The organism is Arthrobacter crystallopoietes (genome assembly GCF_017603825.1).
GTDB classification, from domain to species: Bacteria; Actinomycetota; Actinomycetes; order Actinomycetales; family Micrococcaceae; genus Crystallibacter; species Crystallibacter crystallopoietes_B.
The window spans coordinates 3,416,682-3,435,631 of the sequence record NZ_CP072014.1; the positions used below are offsets into that span (position 1 = coordinate 3,416,682).

17 protein-coding genes and 2 pseudogenes are annotated in these 18,950 nt (G+C 63.5%); 10 read left to right on the forward strand and 9 right to left on the reverse strand.

Annotated elements, in window-relative coordinates; translation table 11 throughout:
- Nucleotides 1–203: 203 nt before the first annotated feature.
- Together J5251_RS15630 and J5251_RS15635 are read right to left on the reverse strand one after the other, a co-directional pair.
- Entirely contained in the window at nucleotides 204–1,238 is a 1,035-nt protein-coding gene (locus J5251_RS15630; protein WP_139003412.1) for an AAA family ATPase, read from the reverse strand.
- A gap of 616 nt (nucleotides 1,239–1,854) precedes the next feature.
- On the reverse strand, nucleotides 1,855–2,475 hold the full coding sequence (locus tag J5251_RS15635) for a transposase (protein ID WP_244250691.1): 621 nt from the start codon (nucleotides 2,473–2,475) through the stop codon (nucleotides 1,855–1,857).
- On the opposite strand from J5251_RS15635, the gene J5251_RS15640 reads away from it, so the two are divergent.
- Nucleotides 2,453–2,605, forward strand: coding sequence for a 5'-nucleotidase (locus tag J5251_RS15640; RefSeq protein WP_244250692.1), 153 nt, complete (start codon nucleotides 2,453–2,455; stop codon nucleotides 2,603–2,605). The genes J5251_RS15635 and J5251_RS15640 overlap by 23 nt on opposite strands.
- Nucleotides 2,606–2,839: 234 nt before the next feature.
- Here the strand turns inward: J5251_RS15640 and J5251_RS15645 are convergent, their stop codons facing one another.
- The gene (locus J5251_RS15645; RefSeq protein ID WP_348272931.1) at nucleotides 2,840–4,246 is read right to left on the reverse strand and encodes a PLP-dependent aminotransferase family protein; all 1,407 of its coding nucleotides are present in this window, start codon (nucleotides 4,244–4,246) and stop codon (nucleotides 2,840–2,842) included.
- Between the two features lie 122 nt (nucleotides 4,247–4,368).
- On the opposite strand from J5251_RS15645, the gene J5251_RS15650 reads away from it, so the two are divergent.
- Nucleotides 4,369–5,253 carry a dihydrodipicolinate synthase family protein gene (locus tag J5251_RS15650; RefSeq protein ID WP_139003409.1) on the forward strand — a complete coding sequence of 295 codons (885 nt, stop codon included), beginning with the start codon at nucleotides 4,369–4,371 and terminating at the stop codon, nucleotides 5,251–5,253.
- Between the two features lie 181 nt (nucleotides 5,254–5,434).
- Nucleotides 5,435–6,655, forward strand: a complete 1,221-nt coding sequence (locus tag J5251_RS15655; RefSeq protein ID WP_240792873.1) for an MFS transporter — start codon at nucleotides 5,435–5,437, stop codon at nucleotides 6,653–6,655.
- A gap of 106 nt (nucleotides 6,656–6,761) precedes the next feature.
- Here J5251_RS15655 and J5251_RS20625 read toward each other — a convergent pair.
- Nucleotides 6,762–6,965 (reverse strand): annotated as a pseudogene (locus J5251_RS20625) (Fe-Mn family superoxide dismutase); the annotation flags it as partial.
- Between the two features lie 424 nt (nucleotides 6,966–7,389).
- On the opposite strand from J5251_RS20625, the gene J5251_RS15665 reads away from it, so the two are divergent.
- From J5251_RS15665 to J5251_RS15680, 4 genes are all read left to right on the forward strand, one after another.
- The gene (locus J5251_RS15665) at nucleotides 7,390–10,014 is read left to right on the forward strand and encodes a LuxR C-terminal-related transcriptional regulator (protein WP_244250959.1); all 2,625 of its coding nucleotides are present in this window, start codon (nucleotides 7,390–7,392) and stop codon (nucleotides 10,012–10,014) included.
- 182 nt (nucleotides 10,015–10,196) lie between these two features.
- On the forward strand, nucleotides 10,197–10,463 hold the full coding sequence (locus tag J5251_RS15670) for a hypothetical protein (RefSeq protein WP_240792871.1): 267 nt from the start codon (nucleotides 10,197–10,199) through the stop codon (nucleotides 10,461–10,463).
- Between the two features lie 39 nt (nucleotides 10,464–10,502).
- Nucleotides 10,503–11,255: a DUF4386 domain-containing protein gene (locus tag J5251_RS15675; RefSeq protein WP_208574550.1), complete on the forward strand. Its 753-nt coding sequence runs from the start codon at nucleotides 10,503–10,505 to the stop codon at nucleotides 11,253–11,255.
- A 102-nt stretch (nucleotides 11,256–11,357) separates the two neighbouring features.
- Nucleotides 11,358–12,026, forward strand: coding sequence for a hypothetical protein (locus J5251_RS15680; RefSeq protein ID WP_208574552.1), 669 nt, complete (start codon nucleotides 11,358–11,360; stop codon nucleotides 12,024–12,026).
- A 217-nt stretch (nucleotides 12,027–12,243) separates the two neighbouring features.
- Here the strand turns inward: J5251_RS15680 and J5251_RS15685 are convergent, their stop codons facing one another.
- From J5251_RS15685 to J5251_RS20705, 5 genes and pseudogenes are all read right to left on the reverse strand, one after another.
- On the reverse strand, nucleotides 12,244–12,564 hold the full coding sequence (locus tag J5251_RS15685; RefSeq protein WP_208574554.1) for a hypothetical protein: 321 nt from the start codon (nucleotides 12,562–12,564) through the stop codon (nucleotides 12,244–12,246).
- 4 nt (nucleotides 12,565–12,568) lie between these two features.
- Complete coding sequence (locus J5251_RS15690) at nucleotides 12,569–13,405, reverse strand: ATP-binding protein (RefSeq protein ID WP_208574556.1); 837 nt, start codon at nucleotides 13,403–13,405, stop codon at nucleotides 12,569–12,571.
- Between the two features lie 190 nt (nucleotides 13,406–13,595).
- Nucleotides 13,596–14,942 carry an MFS transporter gene (locus tag J5251_RS15695; RefSeq protein ID WP_208574558.1) on the reverse strand — a complete coding sequence of 449 codons (1,347 nt, stop codon included), beginning with the start codon at nucleotides 14,940–14,942 and terminating at the stop codon, nucleotides 13,596–13,598.
- A gap of 31 nt (nucleotides 14,943–14,973) precedes the next feature.
- The gene (locus tag J5251_RS20700) at nucleotides 14,974–15,153 is read right to left on the reverse strand and encodes a hypothetical protein (RefSeq protein WP_432264430.1); all 180 of its coding nucleotides are present in this window, start codon (nucleotides 15,151–15,153) and stop codon (nucleotides 14,974–14,976) included.
- A 229-nt stretch (nucleotides 15,154–15,382) separates the two neighbouring features.
- Nucleotides 15,383–15,493 (reverse strand): annotated as a pseudogene (locus J5251_RS20705) (phenazine biosynthesis protein PhzF); the annotation flags it as partial.
- A 150-nt stretch (nucleotides 15,494–15,643) separates the two neighbouring features.
- Here J5251_RS20705 and J5251_RS15705 point away from each other — a divergent pair.
- From J5251_RS15705 to J5251_RS15715, 3 genes are all read left to right on the forward strand, one after another.
- On the forward strand, nucleotides 15,644–16,096 hold the full coding sequence (locus tag J5251_RS15705) for an Lrp/AsnC family transcriptional regulator (protein ID WP_139003403.1): 453 nt from the start codon (nucleotides 15,644–15,646) through the stop codon (nucleotides 16,094–16,096).
- Between the two features lie 699 nt (nucleotides 16,097–16,795).
- Nucleotides 16,796–17,893, forward strand: coding sequence for a M20/M25/M40 family metallo-hydrolase (locus tag J5251_RS15710; protein WP_244250694.1), 1,098 nt, complete (start codon nucleotides 16,796–16,798; stop codon nucleotides 17,891–17,893).
- 289 nt (nucleotides 17,894–18,182) lie between these two features.
- On the forward strand, nucleotides 18,183–18,821 hold the full coding sequence (locus tag J5251_RS15715; RefSeq protein ID WP_208574560.1) for a GntR family transcriptional regulator: 639 nt from the start codon (nucleotides 18,183–18,185) through the stop codon (nucleotides 18,819–18,821).
- The last annotated feature ends 129 nt before the right edge of the window (nucleotides 18,822–18,950 follow it).

The window sequence follows — 18,950 nt, forward strand, 5'->3', positions numbered from 1 at the left end:
CTTAGGGCCTGTCGGCGACGCTGAATTCGGTAACGTCAGTCACCCACTTTTCGTCGGGGCGCCGGCATCAAACTGCCGGTTCAGCAGGTTCGGGGCAACGATGCCCTGCTCGCCCTGATAAGAGTTGCAGCGTTTCTTCCGCCGGACCTTGCAGACCAGCCGCAGCGAACGCAGCATTCGCCTGACAGCCGCCGCAGATCCGGTCAGGCCAGCCAGCGCCACCAGCGTGACTGCTCCGGTTCCGGCCTCGGTTCCGGCTCCGGCTCCTCGCCCAAGGCCAGCGCAGCCTCGACGATGTCGTCCGCAGTGAGCGTCATGACGGACTCACGATCGAGCGCGTCGAGACTATGTTCCTCGTCCAGCGACAGCCGCAGCGCCTGGCGGTTGAGCGCCTGCTCGAACAGCGTGCGGGCGAACCGTGCGTTGCCGGAGTCCTCGCCCGCGTGGAGCCCGGCGAAAATGCGGCGCAGCATCTGGTCCGCACCCGGCTCCAGCGTGTACTCGTGTTGGGCCAGCATCTGATGGAAGATCGTCTGGAGTTCGTCGATGGAGTAGTCGGGGAACGTGATCTCGCGGGCGAATCGGGAGCGCAGTCCGGGGTTCGAGAGCAGGAAGGACTCCATCAGCTGCGGGTACCCGGCCACGATCACGACCAGGCGGTGGCGGTGGTCCTCCATCCGCTTGAGCAGGACCTCGATCGCCTCGGGGCCGAAGTCCATCCGGCCGTCCTCCGGGGCCAGCGCGTAGGCCTCGTCGATGAACAGAACGCCGTCCAGCGCACGCCGGATCACCCGGTCCGTCTTGATGGCGGTCGCCCCGACGTACTGCCCCACCAGGCCCGAACGGTCGACCTCGACCAGGTGGCCTTTCTGCAGTAGACCGACCGCGCGGTACATCTCGGCCAGGAGCCGCGCCACGGTGGTCTTGCCCGTGCCCGGGTTTCCGAGGAACACCAGATGCTGTGATGTGGCCACCTCCGGCAGGCCGTGCGCCTTACGTCGGGCCTGGACCTGGAGCAGTGCGACCAGGGCCCGCACCTGTTCCTTCACGGTCTCCAGCCCGACCAGCGCGTCGAGCTCGGCCTGCACCTCGGACAGCGGCCGGGCCGGCCCGGACCTCGCACCGATGAGATCGCCGACCAGGTCGTCGACGCGCTCCGAACCGTGCAGCTTGAGCTGATCGGCCAGATGGCCGATGGTTTCGCGCAGGTCGTCGAGCGGATTGCGGCTGGCAGCCATGCATCCACTGTAGTACCCGGTTCCCGACTGGGGTGGAGTTGGCCTCAACAGTATCAACTCCACTTTTGGCCGTAGTTCACGCGACACAGGCAGTCTCCGTTGCATGCGGGCACTGGCCGGAGAACAAAGAGGAGATTATCCCTGCCGATCAGCTCCGTCCCTGACGGCTTGGCTCTGTAATACCTTCAGATGCCCAAACAGGGGGAAACCTTGGACGCGTGTCGTCCGTAGTTCGCAAGCTGCCAACCACCTGCCATACAAGTCTCCGTTATGGAGGAGCATGGCTATCCCAGTTCTAGGTCGCATTCCTTCCCTGCTCAGGGCCCGACCCTGCGCACCTCGGCCTGACCGTCCCGCAAGCCGGTCCTTCACCGCGCACCCGATTGCCACTCCCCCGCCGCGAAAATTCCCATACATGTGGATCGCACCGCCAAATGGCCGCGTTTTCGCATCGCTATCTGACGTGTCAGATAGCGATGCATCGACTTGCATCTCATGCGTTTCGAGACACAGAGGTTTCGAGACACGAGTCGGATGAGGAGCAGGAGCCGGCCGTCCGCAGGCGGATCCCTTGCGGGGCAGCCTAACCCTTCTCCTATCCGAATTGATGTGTCTACTAGGAAAACAAAGGTGAGGTCCTTGCGGAAAGTGGAGTGAGGTTGGGTTCGAATCCAAGCGCGACCATTCGGCGTTGGAGGCGTTTCCTGGCGCGTTCGGGGTTGGTTTTATCGAAGTGATCGACGCCGAGTTCGTCATAGGCGACTCCGTCGTGGAGCATGTTCCAAACTATTACGAGCAGCGTGCTTTGGAGAGCGACTACGGCACGCAGGGCGCCGGCGTGAGACCGAATGCGACGGTATTTCACGGCGAGATAGGTCGTTTTTGATCGGGACACGGCCAGCGCCGCTATTCCCAATGCGGCTTTGAGGTAGTGATCGCCGGGGCGGGTTTGAGTGGACTTGATCCGGCCAGCGGACTCGTTCTGGCTCGGACACACTCCCGCCCACGATGCCAGGTGGCCCGCAGTGTCAAAGATGTTCATGTCCACGCCGGCTTCGGCGATGATGACATTAGCGACATTCTTCGAAATCCCAGGGACAGTCATCAGCAGCTCCCGGTCTAAGGAAAAGGGTTCCATCACCCTATCAATGCGGGCGTCGAGTGCCGCGAGGGTCACCTCGATCTGATCGATGCGGTCCAGATGCAACTGCACCATGAACGCGCTACGCGTGCTCAAGCCCCACGTATTCTTCGACGATCAACTGGGCCATCTTGAAGGTGCGGCCGATGAGATCCCGAGCGTACACGTTCCGTTCGGAGTAGTGAATGAGGTGAAGGGCACGCAGCGCGAGAGTCTTTCGGAATGACCACTAGAAGCACAGAATCAGTGGCGTAGTTCCGGAGTCAAGAGCCGAACGAAGCCCGAGCCCTTGACCGCCCCACTTCGAGGAGGCCTGGATTTTGGCGAAAACAGGGGCGCGATGGAATCAATTCGGTCTGGCGCTCATATCAGTCTTTTTGACCATGACTCCGCCCAAACGCTGATCCCTAATTGGGAACCTCTCGGGCGGCCTTACGGTCTAGGCCGGCAGGCGCAGCGGTCACGGTCCCTCAAGTAGTTCGGCGATGATGTCTAGGGCTTTGATGAGCTGAAGGTCGCTGGGGGCGCCGTAGCCGATGACCAGGCCGTTCTCGGGCTCGCGGTCCGCGTAGTAGGCGTCCAGTGTGGCCATGCGGACTCCTCGGCGGAGGGCCTCATTGGCAAGTTGAAGGGCGTCCTTTCCTTGAAAGCGCAGGACCACGTGAAGTCCGCCGTCAAGGGCGGCAAGGCGAAGGTCTGCCCGGGCACCGAGGCGTTCCAGGAGCAGGGCCCTGCGGTGCGCGTACTCGCGTCGAGCCCTGGTGATGTGCCGTGCGAGGCCACCGGCTTGGATGTAGTGGGCCAGTGCCGATTGCATGATGCCGGGGACCGGTGTGTCCAGGTCTTCGCGCATGGCCTTAAGCGCGTGGCCCGATTCCCCGCGGACTACGAGGTAGCCGCACCGCAGCCAAGGGCTGAGGGACTTGGAAAATGTGCCCAGGAGCGCAACATCAGCTGTGGATGGGAGTGAAGCGACGGCGGGCAGCGGCATCCTGCTGTGGCGGAATTCGCTGTCATAGTCGTCTTCGAGGACGAGCACAGAATGTTTGGCTGCCCAGTTCAGAAGGCCCAGCCGTTCCTGGACAGGCATCCGGCCGCCGAGCGGGTACTGGTGGCTCGGGGTGATCAGCACGGCGTCCGGCAGCCGTTCAAGGGTGGCCAGCTGGGAGACTTTCAGTCCATCTTCATCGACGGTCACTGTTTCCAGGACGGCACCGGCAGCGGCCATGACCCGTCTTGCCGTTGGGTACCCCGGATCCTCGACGAGTATGCGTGGATGTTCTCTGCGGCTTCGGAGGGCGGCTACGGCCAGCTGCAGGGCGTCGCTCGTTCCTGCCGTAATGATGACGTCATCTGGTTGGACGGCCAGTCCTCTGGATACGGCCAGGTGCCCGACGATTGCCTTTCGCAGGGTGTCGGTGCCAAGAGGTGGAGGCAGATGCGTGGGTCCTTGCTCGGATACCGCCTTGCGCCAGGCGGTGTGCCACTCGCGGTTCTTGAACGGTATGCCCGAAGGACGTCCGGGCGTGAGATCGATTATCGGCCTGCTGTCCTGCATGTGCGGGATCGGGGGTTTCTTAAGGACCGGGCGTTGAACGTCCGGGCGGATCACGACCCGGGTTCCACCGGCACCGTGGCTTTCGAGGAATCCCTCGCCGGCCAACTGCTCAAACGCCCGGACCACAACGCCGCGGGAAATGCCGAGCTCAGATGCCATTCTGCGTGTTGCCGGAAGCGTGTGGTCCGGCCGGATTACCCCGGCGAGGATGGCCTTGCGGAGTTGGTCGGCCAGCTGGGCAGCAAGTGGACCAGGACCGTTCCTGTCGAGTGTGAGCGGAAGCTCAGCCTCTCCCAATGGACCTCCCAAATTGATCTTTCTTGGACCTAGTGTAGGACCAATCAGTTTGCCAGCATGGACAACCAGTATTAGATGTTCGTGCGGCTGCTCCACCTTTTTGACCAGCCCGCGGCCGGATGAAGGTAGGGCTTATGTTTGACGGTCTTTGTGCTTTTCCCCTCACGCCGATTGTTGATGACCGTATCGATGTGAAGGCCGTTGCTTTGTTAGTGTCGCGGGCTACGGGAGCTGGCGTGGACTCCCTTGGCGTGCTCGGCTCCACCGGGAACTACGCATACTTGTCCCGGGATGAACGCCATGCCGTCCTTGAGTCCGCTGTCGACGCCGCTGACGGGGTCCCGATCATTGCCGGGGTGGGGGCCGTGCGCACCCGTGATGTCCTTGCGCACGTTGAGGATGCTCAGGCCGCAGGGGCTTCAGGCTTGCTGCTGGCGCCGGTGTCGTACCAACGGCTGAATGAGGCAGAAGTGTTCAGCCTGTACAAAGACGTCTCGTCGGCGTCTTCGGTACCACTCGTCGTTTACGACAACCCGGGCACCACCGGTTTCACTTTTTCGGATGAGCTGTATGCGCGCCTTGCCGACATTCCGGCGATTGCCTCCATCAAAATCCCGCCTCCCCCTGAGCAGGCCTCTGCGCGCCTCGGGGAGTTACGTTCGCTGCTGCCGGAACGTACTTCGATAGGTATCAGCGGTGACTGGGCTGCTGCTGAATCGCTGCTCGCCGGTTGTGACATTTGGTACTCGGTAATCGCAGGCGTGCTTCCCGGCACAGCTAAGGTGATTACAGACCATGCCTTAGCCGGCCGTGGGGATCTGGCCTCGGAAGCGTCCATGAATCTCGAGCCAGTCTGGTCGCTTTTCCGCATGTACGGCAGCCTCCGCGTGACCGCTGCAATTGCAGAGGATCTTGGGCTGATTTCGTCGCCCAGCCTGCCGTTGCCGCTTCGCGGTCTGGACACCGAAGGCCGCTCGAAAGTCGCGGACGCAATCCGCCGGTGCCGGCTGGAGGCATGAACCAAACGCTTCCTGCCGGACCGCAGCAGACTTTTGGTCCGACGGCTGTACCGGCCCGAAGAGCTCTCACGGTGCGACAGCCACGGGCCCGATTCCCCACCGCTGCGGCCTGGCCTGGCATGGCCTGGATGAAGGCTGAGAAGGATTTATTGATGAATGTGATCGTTTGGGAGAAGGCCGGATGAGTCTTCTAGGTCGCAGGGTCCCTCCCCGCCCGTCCAGTCAAGGCGACGACGTGCGCGGCGGGCTCGCCCGTTATGTCGTCGCAGCCACCCTGGCCCGCACCGCGGACGGAGGCGCGGTGGTTGCCATCGTTCTTCTCGTTGCGACGAGTGGGGCACCAGGATGGTTGGCTGGCCTTCTTGGTGCCTGCATTACCGCGCCACATCTGCTCGGCCCCCTCGTTGCCAGATGCCTTGATACAGCCCGCGACGGCCGTACCGTGATTGCGCTGGCCTGCATGGCCCACGGAGCGACTCTCGCGGCAGCTGTACTGCTATATCCGGTGACCTGGTCTGCCATCACGGGAGTGCTGCTGGTTGCTTCTGGACTAGTTGGTCCGTTGCTAACCGGGGGTATCAGCAGCCGGCTGCCAGCCATAGCGAAACCGGAAAGATCCAGCCAGCGCCGCGCCCAGGGCTGGGACGTGGCCACGTACGGTATTGGTGGCACGATCGGCCCCTCCCTTGTTGCCGCAGTTTCGGCATGGTCGAGTCCGGCGATGGCAGCGCTGATCCTGGCCGCGGCCACGTTTGTCGCGGCAGCAGCAATCAGGCTCCTGCCATATTCCCCGCCTGCTGCTGCAGCCTCGGATGTCCCCCAACCGGGACGGACACTGGTCATGATGTTCACGACGGGTCCCTTGCGCCGAACACTCTATATGACGGTTGTTGTCGCCTTATCTGTTGCGGTGCTGCCGATCACGGCCGTAGCCTCCACGGACGATCTTGCCGTCGAACCCGCTGCAGCAGGCATCCTTGCCGCTGTCTATGGACTAGGCGGTTTAGCCGGTTCAGCAGGCGTGATGCTCCGGCCAATGCGAGCCGACGCCGACCGACTGATGACGTGGCTGGCGGCCGCGGTAGGTATAACCCTAGCCGGAGCGGCATTTGCAGGAAGCTTCCCTGCCGCACTCATGACCTACGCGCTGGCCGGGATCATGAACTCGTGCTTCTTCGCCGCAACCCTGGCCGCCCGCAGCGAATACGCACCGCCAGAGGCACGAGGCCAAGTGTTCGTGTGGGTCGGAGCCCTGAAGATTACCGCCGGCTCGGCAGGAACAGCGTTAGCCGGTGCCGCGGTTGCGCACGCCACCCAGCTGCCGTTGTTCCTGGCAGTGGCCATCATCACTGCCGTCGTGGGCGCCTCGGTCATGGACCGAGGGGCAAGCGCAAAGATATGATCCCGACCCGCTCAACACCGCGGGCTGTTCGAAGGGTTGTCATGCTCGAAAGCGATGTCCTCTGTCTTCGGAGCCTGCTGCTTGGCTGGCTTACTTTGTCGGGGCGGATCAGCATGATGGAGGCTCCGTTGCGGGCGGCATCGAAGCGGGCCTGAACGTCGGCCCAGTTGACGATGTTCCAGAAGGCCTTGACATAGTCGGCCTTGACGTTGACGTAGTCCAGGTAGAACGCGTGCTCCCACATGTCGAGCATCAGCAGCGGGATGGTGCCGAAAGAGATGTTGCCCTGCTGATCGTAGAACTGCTCGATGCAGCGGGTCGGACAGGTTTCTTCAAAACAGGCGAACATGTGATCCCTTCGGCCGGAGGGTTCGCGGAAGCCCAGCAGCTCCACACACTTGAACACGGCCATGCGCAGGTAAGTAACGCGAGCAAAGATTTCCAAGGTCGGGTTTCGTTCGGGAGGCTCCCAGATGAGGGTGATTGTGCCCGACGTGAACGCGAGGTAGCCCATCGGCAGCAGCCAGAGGCCGAAGAAGACTTGCGCGAGGAGGAAACCCCGAGTGCTGCGGATCTCCGTCGCGGTAGCCGTACACTGGCCGTGAGGGGAGGCGATCATGGCTGGCACACTTCTCGATGCCAAGCTCCGCGTCCCCAGGCGGCGACGCGGTCTGACAGCGCGTCCGAGACTGAGCCGGCGACTGAGCCGTGGAGCGGAGTCTGCGTTGACACTCGTGTCGGCTCCGGCCGGGTTCGGCAAGACGACGATGCTGACCGAGTGGCTGGCATCCGTTTCCGCTGATGGAAGGTCGGCGGCGTGGCTCTCCCTCGACAAGCGTGACAACGATCCCGCCCTGTTCTGGACGTACTTCGTCACGGCGCTGAAGACGGCGTCCAACGGGGCCGGCGCCGCTGCGCTCTCGCTCCTGCAGTCGGCTCAGCCGCCCATCGAAGCGGTGCTTGCCACTTTGCTCAATGACCTCCACGCCATAGCGAAGGATGTCGTCCTGGTCCTCGATGACTACCATGTCATCGAGGCACGCGACATACAGGACGGGGTCGCCTTCCTGCTGGAGCATCTGCCTCCGCATGTGCATCTGGTGATCGCCAGCCGGGCCGACCCGGCGTTGCCGCTGGCGCGCTTGCGGGCACGGGGCGAGCTCGTGGAGATCCGCGCCGCGGACCTGCGATTCGCTGCGGACGAGGCGGCGGCTTACCTCAACGGAGCCATGGGACTGGCATTGACGGCCCGGGATGTAGCAGTGCTGGAAGGCCGCACCGAAGGGTGGATCGCGGCGCTCCAGCTCGCGGCGCTTTCGATGCAGGGTCGGGAAGACATCGCCGGGTTCATCGCAGGCTTTGCCGGGGACGACCGGTACATCGTCGACTACTTGGCCGAGGAGGTCCTGCAGCGCCAGCCAGAGGATGTCCAACGCTTCCTGCTCCAAACCTCCATCCTGGACCGGCTCACCGGGCCACTGTGCGATGTCGTCACTGGGCAGGACAGTGGCAAGGTCAGGCTGGCGGCACTGGAGCGAGGGAACCTGTTTCTGGTCCCGCTTGACGACCGCCGTCAGTGGTATCGCTATCACCAGCTTTTTGCGGACGTTCTCCAGGCGCGCCTGCTGGACGAGCGCGGCGAAGAGCTCCCGGGTCTGCACCGGCGGGCAAGCGCCTGGTACGAACAGAACGATGAGGCGTACGATGCGATCCGCCATGCCTTGGCCGCGAAGGATTTCGAGCGGGCGGCGGACCTCGTCGAGCTAGCGGTTCCCGCCATTCGCAGGAACCGGCAGGAGGCCGTGCTGCGCGGCTGGTTGAAGGTGCTCCCCGACGAGGTGGTCCGCGTCAGGCCTGTGCTCGGCGTGGGACTGGTCGGCGCGTTGCTCGTGAGCGGAGATGTCGAGGGAGTCGAAGGCCGGTTGCAGGAAGTCGAACAGTGGCTGAATTCACCGACAGATACGAGCAAGGAAATCCATGCCCGATCAACGGAAATGGTCGTAGCCGACGACGAGGAATTTCGCCGCCTTCCCGAGACGGTCGAAGTGTACCGGGCCGCGCTGGCGCTGGGCCGGGGCGACGGGCCCGGGACCGTGAGCCACGTCCGGCGGGCGCTTGATCTTGCGCCTGAGGAGGACCACCTTGGCCGTGCCGCGGCATCCGGTTTGCTCGGACTCGCCTACTGGGGGGCTGGGGAGCTCGAGGCGGCCCATCGGGCGTACGCCGAATGCATGGCCGGCCTGCACCGTGCCGGGCACCTCGCCGACACCTTCGGATGCGCGATCGCCTTGGCGGACATACGGCTTGTACAGGGGCGTCCCCACGACGCCATGCGCACCTACGAACAGGCCCTGGAAAATGCGCCTGGGCAGCGCGGACCGGATGTTCTGCGCGGGGCAGCCGACATGCATGTGGGCATGAGCGGGATCTGGCGGGAGCGCGGCGACCTGCAGAGCGCAACCCGACACTTACTGCGCAGCCAGGAGCTGGGTCCCCTCGGCGAGCTGCCGCAAAACTTGTATCGCTGGCGGGCCGCCATGGCCCGGATCCGCGAGATGGAAGGAGACCTGGCCGGGGCGCTTGACCTCTTGGATGAAGCGGAGCGACTCTACGTGAGCGATTACTTCCCCAACGTACGGCCGGTGCCGGCTTTGAGGGCACGGATCTGGATCGCGCAAGGACGGCTGGGTGAAGCGCACGGCTGGGTGCGAGAGCAGGCCCTGTCGGCGGACGATGACCTCAGTTACCTTCGCGAGTTCGAGCACATCACTCTTGCCAGGGTGATCCTCGCCCGGTACACGACAGAGCGCTCAATGCCCTCCCTTCACGAGGCAATCCGACTGCTGGGGCGCCTTCAGCGAACGGCAGAAGATGGAGGCAGAACGGGAAGCGTCATCGAGATCCTCGTGCTTCAGGCGATCGCCGGCCAGATGCGAGGCGACATCCCCGCGGCGCTTGCATCGCTCCATCAAGCCGTAGCACTGGCCGAGCCGGAGGGCTACGTTCGAATCTTCGCCGACGAGGGCGCACCGATGGCATCACTGCTGAGAGCGGCTGTGAAACAACGTACAGCCCCGGGCTACCTCCGCCGACTCCTGGCGGCCATGAACAACACCGAAAACACCGCACCCGCCAACCACGGCCTGATCGAGCCACTGAGTGAACGCGAGCTCAATGTACTCCAGCTGCTCGCAACGGACCTCGACGGCCCGAACATCGCTCGCGAGCTCATGGTGTCCCTGAACACGGTTCGGACCCACACCCGGCACATCTACGCCAAGCTCGGCGTGAACAACCGCCGGGCAGCGGTGCGCCAGGCCGAGGAACTCGACCTGTTGTCCCGACCCAGCGGCCGCTAGCCCGTGCCGCCGCCCCGCACGGCCGGGGAACACCGCGACAAGGCCCGGTGAATAAATCACCACGCTAATCATCATGTGTGATGACGCGCGGTCATCAGGTCTCCTTCTACCGTTCGATCAGGACAACGAACAGTCGAAACGCCGGCTGAGGTTCATCCAGACGGGCAAGCGAAAGGAGCGCCGTGAACGAAATACCCACCGGCCATCACCACAACCCCGGATGGTACGAGATCCGCCTCGAAGGCCGCCTGGATTCCCGGTGGGCAGCCTGGTTCGACGTACCGAGCCTCACGAACGAGAGCGACGGCACCACAGTCATCCGTGCTCATGTAGCCGATCAGGCCGCCCTGCATGGTCTGCTCCAGAAAGTGCGCGATATCGGCCTACCGCTGGTTTCCGTCACTCAGGTTGCGCACGACAAGCCCGAGCCCACCGCAGAGCCCCGATAACTCATCATTCACAAAGTATTGCCGAAGGAGAACGACACCATGACCAGCACCCAACCCGGAGCAGCAACGAAACGAGTCCCGATGAACCCGCTGCGAAAGACCGCGCTGGTTTCGGGCGTGCTCTATCTGATCACCTTTATCTCCATCCCGACACTCGCTCTCTACGGTCCGGTGCGCACCGACCCCAACTACATCGCCGGCCCAGGCCCGGACACCGCCGTCATCGTCGGCGGCGTCCTTGAGATCATCGTGGCCCTTGCCTGCATTGGCACTGGCGTCGCGCTGTACCCGGTGGTCAAGAGGCAGAACGAAGGGGTCGCGCTGGGCTTCGTCAGCGTGCGGGTACTGGAGGCCGCCACGATCTTCGCCGGTGTCGTGGCCCTCCTCGCCATTGTGACCCTGCGGCAGGCCGGAGCCGGACAAGATGCGCTGATCACCGGGCAGGCATTGCTCTCCCTGCACACCTGGACTACGCTCCTCGGGCAGGGCTTCCTCCCGGCCGCGAACGCCCTGCTGCTGGGCTCCCTGATGTACAAGTCACGACTCGTGCCGCGGATTCTTCCCGTACTGGGATTTATCGGAGCGCCCCTGCTCGTCGCTTCCGTTGCCGGCACGCTGTTCGGCCTCTGGGGACCGGTGTCCGTACTGTCCGGAATCGGCGCACTCCTGCTCGCGCTCTGGGAATTTTCGCTGGGCATTTGGCTGGTCGCCAAAGGATTTAGGCCCAGTCCCATCACGACAGGAATGGCGGCTGCCGCCACACCGACCACCCATCATGACGTTCCCGCCTAATCATCGAAACACCCGCATCCCGACATTTACCGGAACCAAAAGGGTACTTCCGCATCCAATAAGGGCAGGACGTGTCCTGGTCAAGAAATGTACCGGGAGCCGTTGCACCAGCCCGACCACGCTAACCCGCTACACGCTCACGAAGGCAAAAACCATGCTACCTATCGCCAGCCCACCTCTGGAAAACAAACCCTTACCCTGTTCCCGATCCGCCTCGCCGCCGTTGCGGGCCTGGCCGCGGCCGTGGTCTTGTTCGTCAATGCCGCAAAGCGTGCAGGACTGATTCCCGTCAGCTCGGCGACGCAGCTCGCGGCGCCACTGGCCCAGACTCTCGCAATCATCCTGGTCGTCGGCCTTGCCGCCGGTGCGATGCGTCAATCATCAAAGTTTTCCTCAATTTCCCTCGCACTGAACGTCCTCGGGCTTGCCGCCGCGACGGGCGTGGAATGGGTGATTAATCTGGTGTTTGTCGGACTCGACCCCTCCCAGATCACCGCGCTGCGGACCGGGCCGCTCGGAACAGCCTTTGTGGCCGCCTCGATAATCTTCCTGCTCGGATCGATCCTGTATTGCATGGCGCTGCTGCGGGACGGCAAGGCACCGCAGATCCCGACAATCGCCTACGCCATCGCAAGCATTCCCATCGCGCTGCGCAACCTCGTCCCCGAGCTAGCACTCGACGTGGCCTTGGGGCTGCTGGGCGCCTCAGTGATCTGGCTCGCTCTCTGGATGCTCCGGAACAGACCTGCAGTGGCCGCTCACCGGGTGTAAGCACGACGGCGGCCAGATCCTGACCTCGTTCGGAGGGCACGAAGGGCCATGCCCGCATTCCTGGATACGAAAGATTTCGAGCACCGACTAATTCCAAAATCCCCCAAGGTTGCGGCGGCTGTTTGTGGACCGCAGTTCTCTAAGACGGTGTTCCCGCAGGAATATCGGATTCTTGGTCTCGGGCAGGTTTGGCTAGCGCCAGGGATCTCCAGGAGTCTTAGCGAAATTCCGCCAGGACGGCACGGACGTCGTCGGCCTCTATCTCGGTCCAAGCCAGCCAGTCGGCCAGCCGGTAACGGCCTTCGGCCGCGAACTGGCCGCACTTTGTGGCGTAGTGCTCGGTCATCCGCCCGAAGACCGTCTCCGCTTCGCCGGACTCCAGCAGGCGGAGCCGGGCGAATTCACGCATGGATTCGTGAAGACGGTAGCAAGGGAACGCCGCCGTCAGGTCACGGACCACCAAAGACTTGTCCAGGAGCGAGAAAAGCACATCAGCGGTACCTGCCTCGGAGTCTGGATCGCGACGTAGTGCCTCCACGTCTTCAATCTGAAACCGGCCGGCAAAAACACCCAGTTGCCGAAGGGATGCGGCGTTCGTGCCCGTCCAGCAGGTCATAGCTCCACGCGATGGCTGCCTCAAGCGTCCGGTGCCGCGGGAGGACCGCGGGAGATCCTGCCGTCAGGAGTGAGAACCGTTGCCCGAGCCGGTTGCGGATCTGCTCCGGGGTCATGACCCGGGTCCGCACGGCTGCCAGCTCAATGGTCAGCGGAATCCCGTCGAGGCGCCGGCAGATCTCCACCACGGCGTTCCGGTTGTCGTCGGTGAGCCCAAACCGGCCCGATGCGGCTCCGGCGCGTTCAACGAAAAGCTGCACCGCCTCGTTCAGTCGCAGTCGCCCCAGGTCCGTATCGTCGATGCCCGGCAGCGCGAATGGAGGCATCGGCACTACTCGCTCTTCGACGAGCCCCAAAGGTTCCCTGCTGGTTGTAAGGATCCGGAGCCCAGGACTTTCTTTCAGCAGCTTGCTCACCAGCTTCGCCACGGGCTGGATTATGTGCTCACAGTTGTCCAGTACAAGCAGCAGACGCCGGACCTTCAAATGCCCGTACAGAGTCGTGGCAGCATCAGCGGCCCCCTGCTCGCGTAAGTCCAAAGCTGCGGCCAACTCAACGAACCAGGCGCCGTCCTCAAAGTTACGGTTCCGCTGGGCAGCGAGCTGGAGAGACAGTCGGGTTTTCCCGACACCGCCGGGGCCGACCAAAGAGACCAGGCGGTGCCCTAGAAAACTGTTCTTAGCTTCGCTGAGCTCGTGCCGGCGGCCGATGAAGCTCGTAATCTCCGCCTGGAGGTTCCCAAGAGGCTCAACTTGCTTCCCCATGCACACAACCTACAGCGTTTGGCACGGGTGGACATGGAAGCCGTGCGGTTCCCGGAAACGGGCACACCTTCCGGATTGCTCCTCGCTAGGTGCTCGCTTGCCACCGACTCCATGAAATGGTTCCTGTCTCCCCTGCCGGAGCCCACGCTGGTGACGGCTGCTTCTCCCCCTGCCGGCATCACAGCCGTGCTCAGGAAGTCTCCGCCTCGCGCGGTTCCGGAGTTGCAGTAGTCGCGGTTTTGCGGGGCAGCAGGAACAAGGACGCCGCGGCGAGGAAGCACAGGGCTGCGGCGGTGATCCAAGCGGGCAGGTAGCTGCCGGCGATGTCCCGTCCGATGCCGGCGGTGAGTGCTCCGATTCCGGCGCCGACCATGTGGGAGGCGAAGACCCAGCCGAACAACACGGAGGAGCGTTCAATTCCGAAATGCTCCCGGCATAGGGCGACGGTGGGTGGAACGGTTGCCACCCAGTCAAGTCCGTAAAAAACGATGAAGATCCATAGCACCGCTTCCACGGATGGTCCGAGCAGCGCATGGACGGTGAGCAGTGAGAAGCCACGCAGTCCGTAGTAAATGACCAGCAGAATCCAAGGGCGGACGCGGTCTGTGAGCCAGCCCGAGGCGAAGGTGCCGATAACGTCGAACACCCCGATCAGCGCCAACAGCCCAGATGCGGTGGTGGCGGGCATCCCGTGGTCGTGCGCAGCCGGGATGAAGTGCGTTTGAATCAGGCCATTGGTGGACCAGCCACAAACCCAGAACGTGAACACCAGGATCCAGAAAGCTCGGAAGCGGGTGGCGTGGCCAAGGACATGCAGCGTTTCGGCGGCCGCGCCGCGACGGCGGGCAGTGGGTGATGCGGGGGCTAATGCTGTCGTAGTATCGCTTTCCGCGCCGTAGGATGTGGTGCCGGCCTTCGCAGGGGTATCGGCGAAGGGCCAGAACAGCAAGGGAATGATGGCCAGGGCAAAGGCAGTCACCAGCAGGGACGCCACGCGCCAGCCGTGGTTGCTGGACAGGTGGACGATGGCGGGCAGGAACACCAGTTGCCCGCAGGCATTGGCTGCCGAGAACATGCCCATGACGAGCCCGCGGTGTTTTACGAACCACCGGTTGGCGACCACAGCGCCGAAGACCAGGGCCATCGCCCCCGTTCCCACACCGACGAAACCGCCCCAGAGGACCCACAGTTGCCAGATCTCGGTCATCACGAGGGTCAGGCCGCTTCCCGCGGCGACCAAGCCTAGGGCGCCGGCGGCAACCGCCCGCAGGGAGAATCGTTCCATGAGCACGGCGGCGAAGGGGGCCACCAAACCGTAGACGATCAGGTTGGCGGTTACTGCGCCGGAGAGCTGCGTGCGCGTCCATCCGAATTCACCCTCGATCGGGGCAAATAGTGCACCTGTCGTGGAACGGAACGCGGCGGCGGCGACCAGAGCCAGCAGGGTTACCGCCGCGACCAGCCAGGCGCGGTGTAAGCCGGCCCGTTTCCGGGTCCGGGCCGTGTCTGCAAGTGCGGGTGGACTGGGCATCATCATGAGGGGCTTCCGGTCGGCGCTGGGATGTTGATTAGATGGGGGCGGTGCCGCGGAGACAGGTGGTCGTCGTCCCGCCAACCCAGACTATTCCGTCGGAATCGGCGGTGATCGTGATGTTTCCCGCCCGGCCGAGCCGGGCGCCTTGGGAGACCCGATAAGTGCTCGGTGCTGCACCCGTACCGGTCAACCACTGCCCGACGGAGGCGTTCATGCTCCCACAGGCTCTCCAGGTCCCCGGTGCGCTGAGTAGCGGGAGCGGCGAAGGAGAGAATGCCCTCGTCACGCTGCACCTCAATCAATCCGCCCGCGCGCTCCTGCACGATACGTCCAGCACGCTGCGGTTCCCCCGGCCTCGAGCCAGGCATGCGCGGAACCGAGCGTGGGGTGGGCGGCAACAGGAATGTCGTTTCGGACAGGTTGGTCCAGCGGGCAACGCGTTGCATCGCCTCGGAATCCAGTCCTGTTCCGTCCAGCATGACGGCGACCGGGCTGCTAAGAGAGGGGGTCGAGGAGGACACCTCGACCTGAGCGAAGGGGCGCGGCTGATTCATGCGTAGAAACTTTCTCAGGAGATGAGATACGTAGTAATGGAGCACTACCTGCCCCAGGAATGAAGGCCTAGGAAAAGAGTAGAAGAATAATTGTGGAATGTGCTTCCAATATTTTCTCCCTGAGGCCGTCTTTGAGGAAGAATCTTCCCTATGGACGGAATTGACAGGAAGATCCTTGCGGAGCTCCAGGAAGATGGCCGGCTTTCCCTCACAGAACTAGCTGGGCGGGTAGGACTAAGCATGTCGCCCTGCCACCGCCGCCTCCGCGCCCTTGAGCAATCCGGCGCGATAGGCGGCTACCGTGCCTATCTAGACGCAGAATCTCTCGGACTGGGTTTTGACGCACTGATTTTCGTCACCATGCGCGACGCCAGCCGGGCCACCCTAGACGCTTTTGAACCCGCCGTAGCTGACATCCCTAACGTTCTGACGGCACAGCGGCTTTTCGGTGACCCGGACTATCTACTGCAGGTTGTCGCGAAGGACCTCAGGGCCTTCCAAAAGCTTTACGATGAACGCATTTCCACGCTTCCTGGCGTGCAGAAATTGAGTTCCACCCTTGTGATGAAGAGCGTCGTCGAGAACAGGCCTCTCCCACTGTGATCAGCTAGGTGGCCTCATTAGCGCCTTCCGAAAAAACGGAGGCTGAGTAGACCCAACACCGAAAACACATAATCCGAGCCCACCGTCGCAAAAAGGGAGCCGGCCACGGGGCGGAACAAGCGCCGATAACGGCGCCTAGGACGGCATCGGACTTTTTTTGGAGGATGCGTCTTTGGGCTACTAACCCCAACCGGATCAGTGCAAGCCGAAACCGGATATGGCTCAGGTTGTCATGAAGGCCTTTCGTCCTTCATCCAGTGTTTTTCCAATACTTTGGTGAAACCTTGGGACTGCAAGAGGTTCAGCCGGTGGTTTCCGGCGATAAGTGCCGGACTGGAGGGATGAGATGGCAGAAGCACTGTGGCGGCTCGGCCGGGTGAACAGCTCCGATGGGTTGGGCAAACCCGACCCAGGGGTACGTCTTCCCTCCGCCGATCTCTTCCTGGTGCCATTGCGCAGTTTGCACCAGCCCCGCTCCAAGATCGTTGCTGTTTTGTTCCACAGCAGCCTCACAGTTTGGCCACAGTGAAGCCTTATGGCCGGGCCTGACCGTGGAGGTAAGACAAATCTTCATAGGTCCCACTGTCCGCATCATCGTGTAGCAGCAGCTCCGGCCGCCGGTTCCGCTCCGGAATCTCCCGCAGCCGGGTCCGCCAAACAACCGACCGGCGTCCAGGACGCAGACTTGGGGGAGTCGACATGCGACGTACAGCATCCGTACCGCAGCATTTCCAGAACCATCCACATCGCCGCACCAGGCTGTGGACCGTTGCGCTGTGCACGGCCCTGGCTGGCGGCGTTGCCGCATGTTCACCCGAGCCGCGGACACCTGTGACCGTGGACCCTCCGCCCGACCGGTCTGTCGTTGAGGAAGTGGTGGAGCCCAGCGGGCTGACGCGGCATTTGGAGGCGCTGCAAGCGGCGGCCGACGCGAACGGCGGGAACCGGGCCGCTGCCACCGGGGGCTACGAGGCGTCCGCGGCGTACATCGAGGAGCAGTTGCGTGCTGCGGGGTACGAACCGCGTCGGCAGGAGTTCAGCTACGACGGCCACGACAACCCCGTCGACACGTTCAACATCCTGGCCGACACCGACACCGGCAGCGGATCCGGGAGCGTGCTGGTGCTCGGCGCGCACCTGGACTCGGTCCAGGAGGGGCCCGGGCTCAACGACAACGGCAGCGGGGTCGCCGCGGTGCTCGAGGTCGCGCTGCGGCTCGCTGAGGAGGGCGCCGTGCCGCGGGAGCGGATCCGGTTCGCCTTCTGGGGCGGCGAGGAGGACGGGTTGAACGGCTCGGCACACTACGTTGAGGAGCTCTCCCGCGCGGAGTCCGCCGCGCACACCGCGTACCTGAACCTCGACGTGGTGGGCTCGCCGAACGCGGTAACGTTCGTGTACGACGGCGACGGCTCGGACAGCGAGGAGGCCGGGCCCGAGGGGTCGGCGGCTGTCGAGCAGGTTTTCCTGGACATCCTGCGCGCCGAGGGAGTCAAGGCGCTGCCGTTCGGGTTCATCGGGGATTCGGACTACGACGCGTTCGTGCAAGGTGGAATTCCGGCCGGGGGCCTGTTCACCGGCGACGCGGGGACCAAGAGCGAGGCCGAGGCACGCTCTTTCGGCGGACAGGCCGGACTGCAGTACGACGAGTGCTTCCACCTCGCCTGCGACACCGTCGAGAACGTCGACATGGCCGTGCTGGAGCAAATGACCGAAACTCTCATGAGCGCGACGGTCTCGCTCGGCGGCATCGAGGCCGGCCTCACCAAGGGCTCGGCAACAGGGCAGGGCGCCGGCTGAGGCATCATTCCGGAACTCATCATGATGGCGTTGGCTTATCGCCGCCGTCAGCGGAAGCCACCTAAACACCGGCGATAACGGTGCATATGACGAGTCCCTGCTTTTAGCGTGTGAATCTGTAGTCCACGGTTGCCCAGGCAGCGGCGAATTCCGCGGCATTGTGTCGAAGTGCATGGGCAGTCACGGAGAGAATCACCGGACCCGAATTATCTCTGGATTAGTGCCGTTCGCAGCGGGCTTTCGTACTTCAGCGGAGCCTTTGCCGTGTCTGCTGTGAAAGACTGGAAGCATGTCAACGGCATTGTTCGGGAATGAGAGCCTCTCGGAAAGAGTGAAGCAGACTATTCTTGACCGGGTGATCGATGGCACATACCAGCCCGGAACCCGCTTGATAGAGCTGCAGCTGGCCAAAGAGTTCGGGGTCAGCCAGGCCCCGGTCCGGGAAGCACTGCGGGAATTGTCTTCCACGCGGTTGGTGGAGAACATTCCGCGGCGGGGCACCTTTGTGCGCGCGGCCTCGCAGGATGATCTGGCGGAGGTATACCTGGTCCGGCTGGCGCTGGAAGGTACTGCCGCTGCCTGTGCCTATCCCGTGCTGCATGCTGATCCCTCTCCGCTTCGTGATGCCCTCGAGGGCATGCGCGCGGCCGCCGCCGCCGGCGATGCCCACGGGATTGCCCGGTTCAGTACAGACTTCCACCGGGCGGTCATTGTAGCGACCGGCAACCGGCTGATGCTGGAAATCTGGAATTCGCTGTTCGTGGAGGCCCGGACGTTGGCGACCGTTATCCGCGGCCACGTGGACCTGCACGCCGCTGCGGAGGCCCATGCCCCGATTCTGGCGGCCTTCGAACACGGAACGCCGGAGGAATGTACCCGGCTGGTGACAGAGCACCAGCACGAATACTCGATCCTCCCCCAGGACTAAGGGCCACCCGGCCAGCCGCAGACCTGAAGACGGCAGGCAGATTAGGCTCGCGGATCCGAACGAGCACGGACGACACCGGTTCCCACACTCCGATCTAGGTTTACCTGCACCCCTTCGGATCGGCCCGGC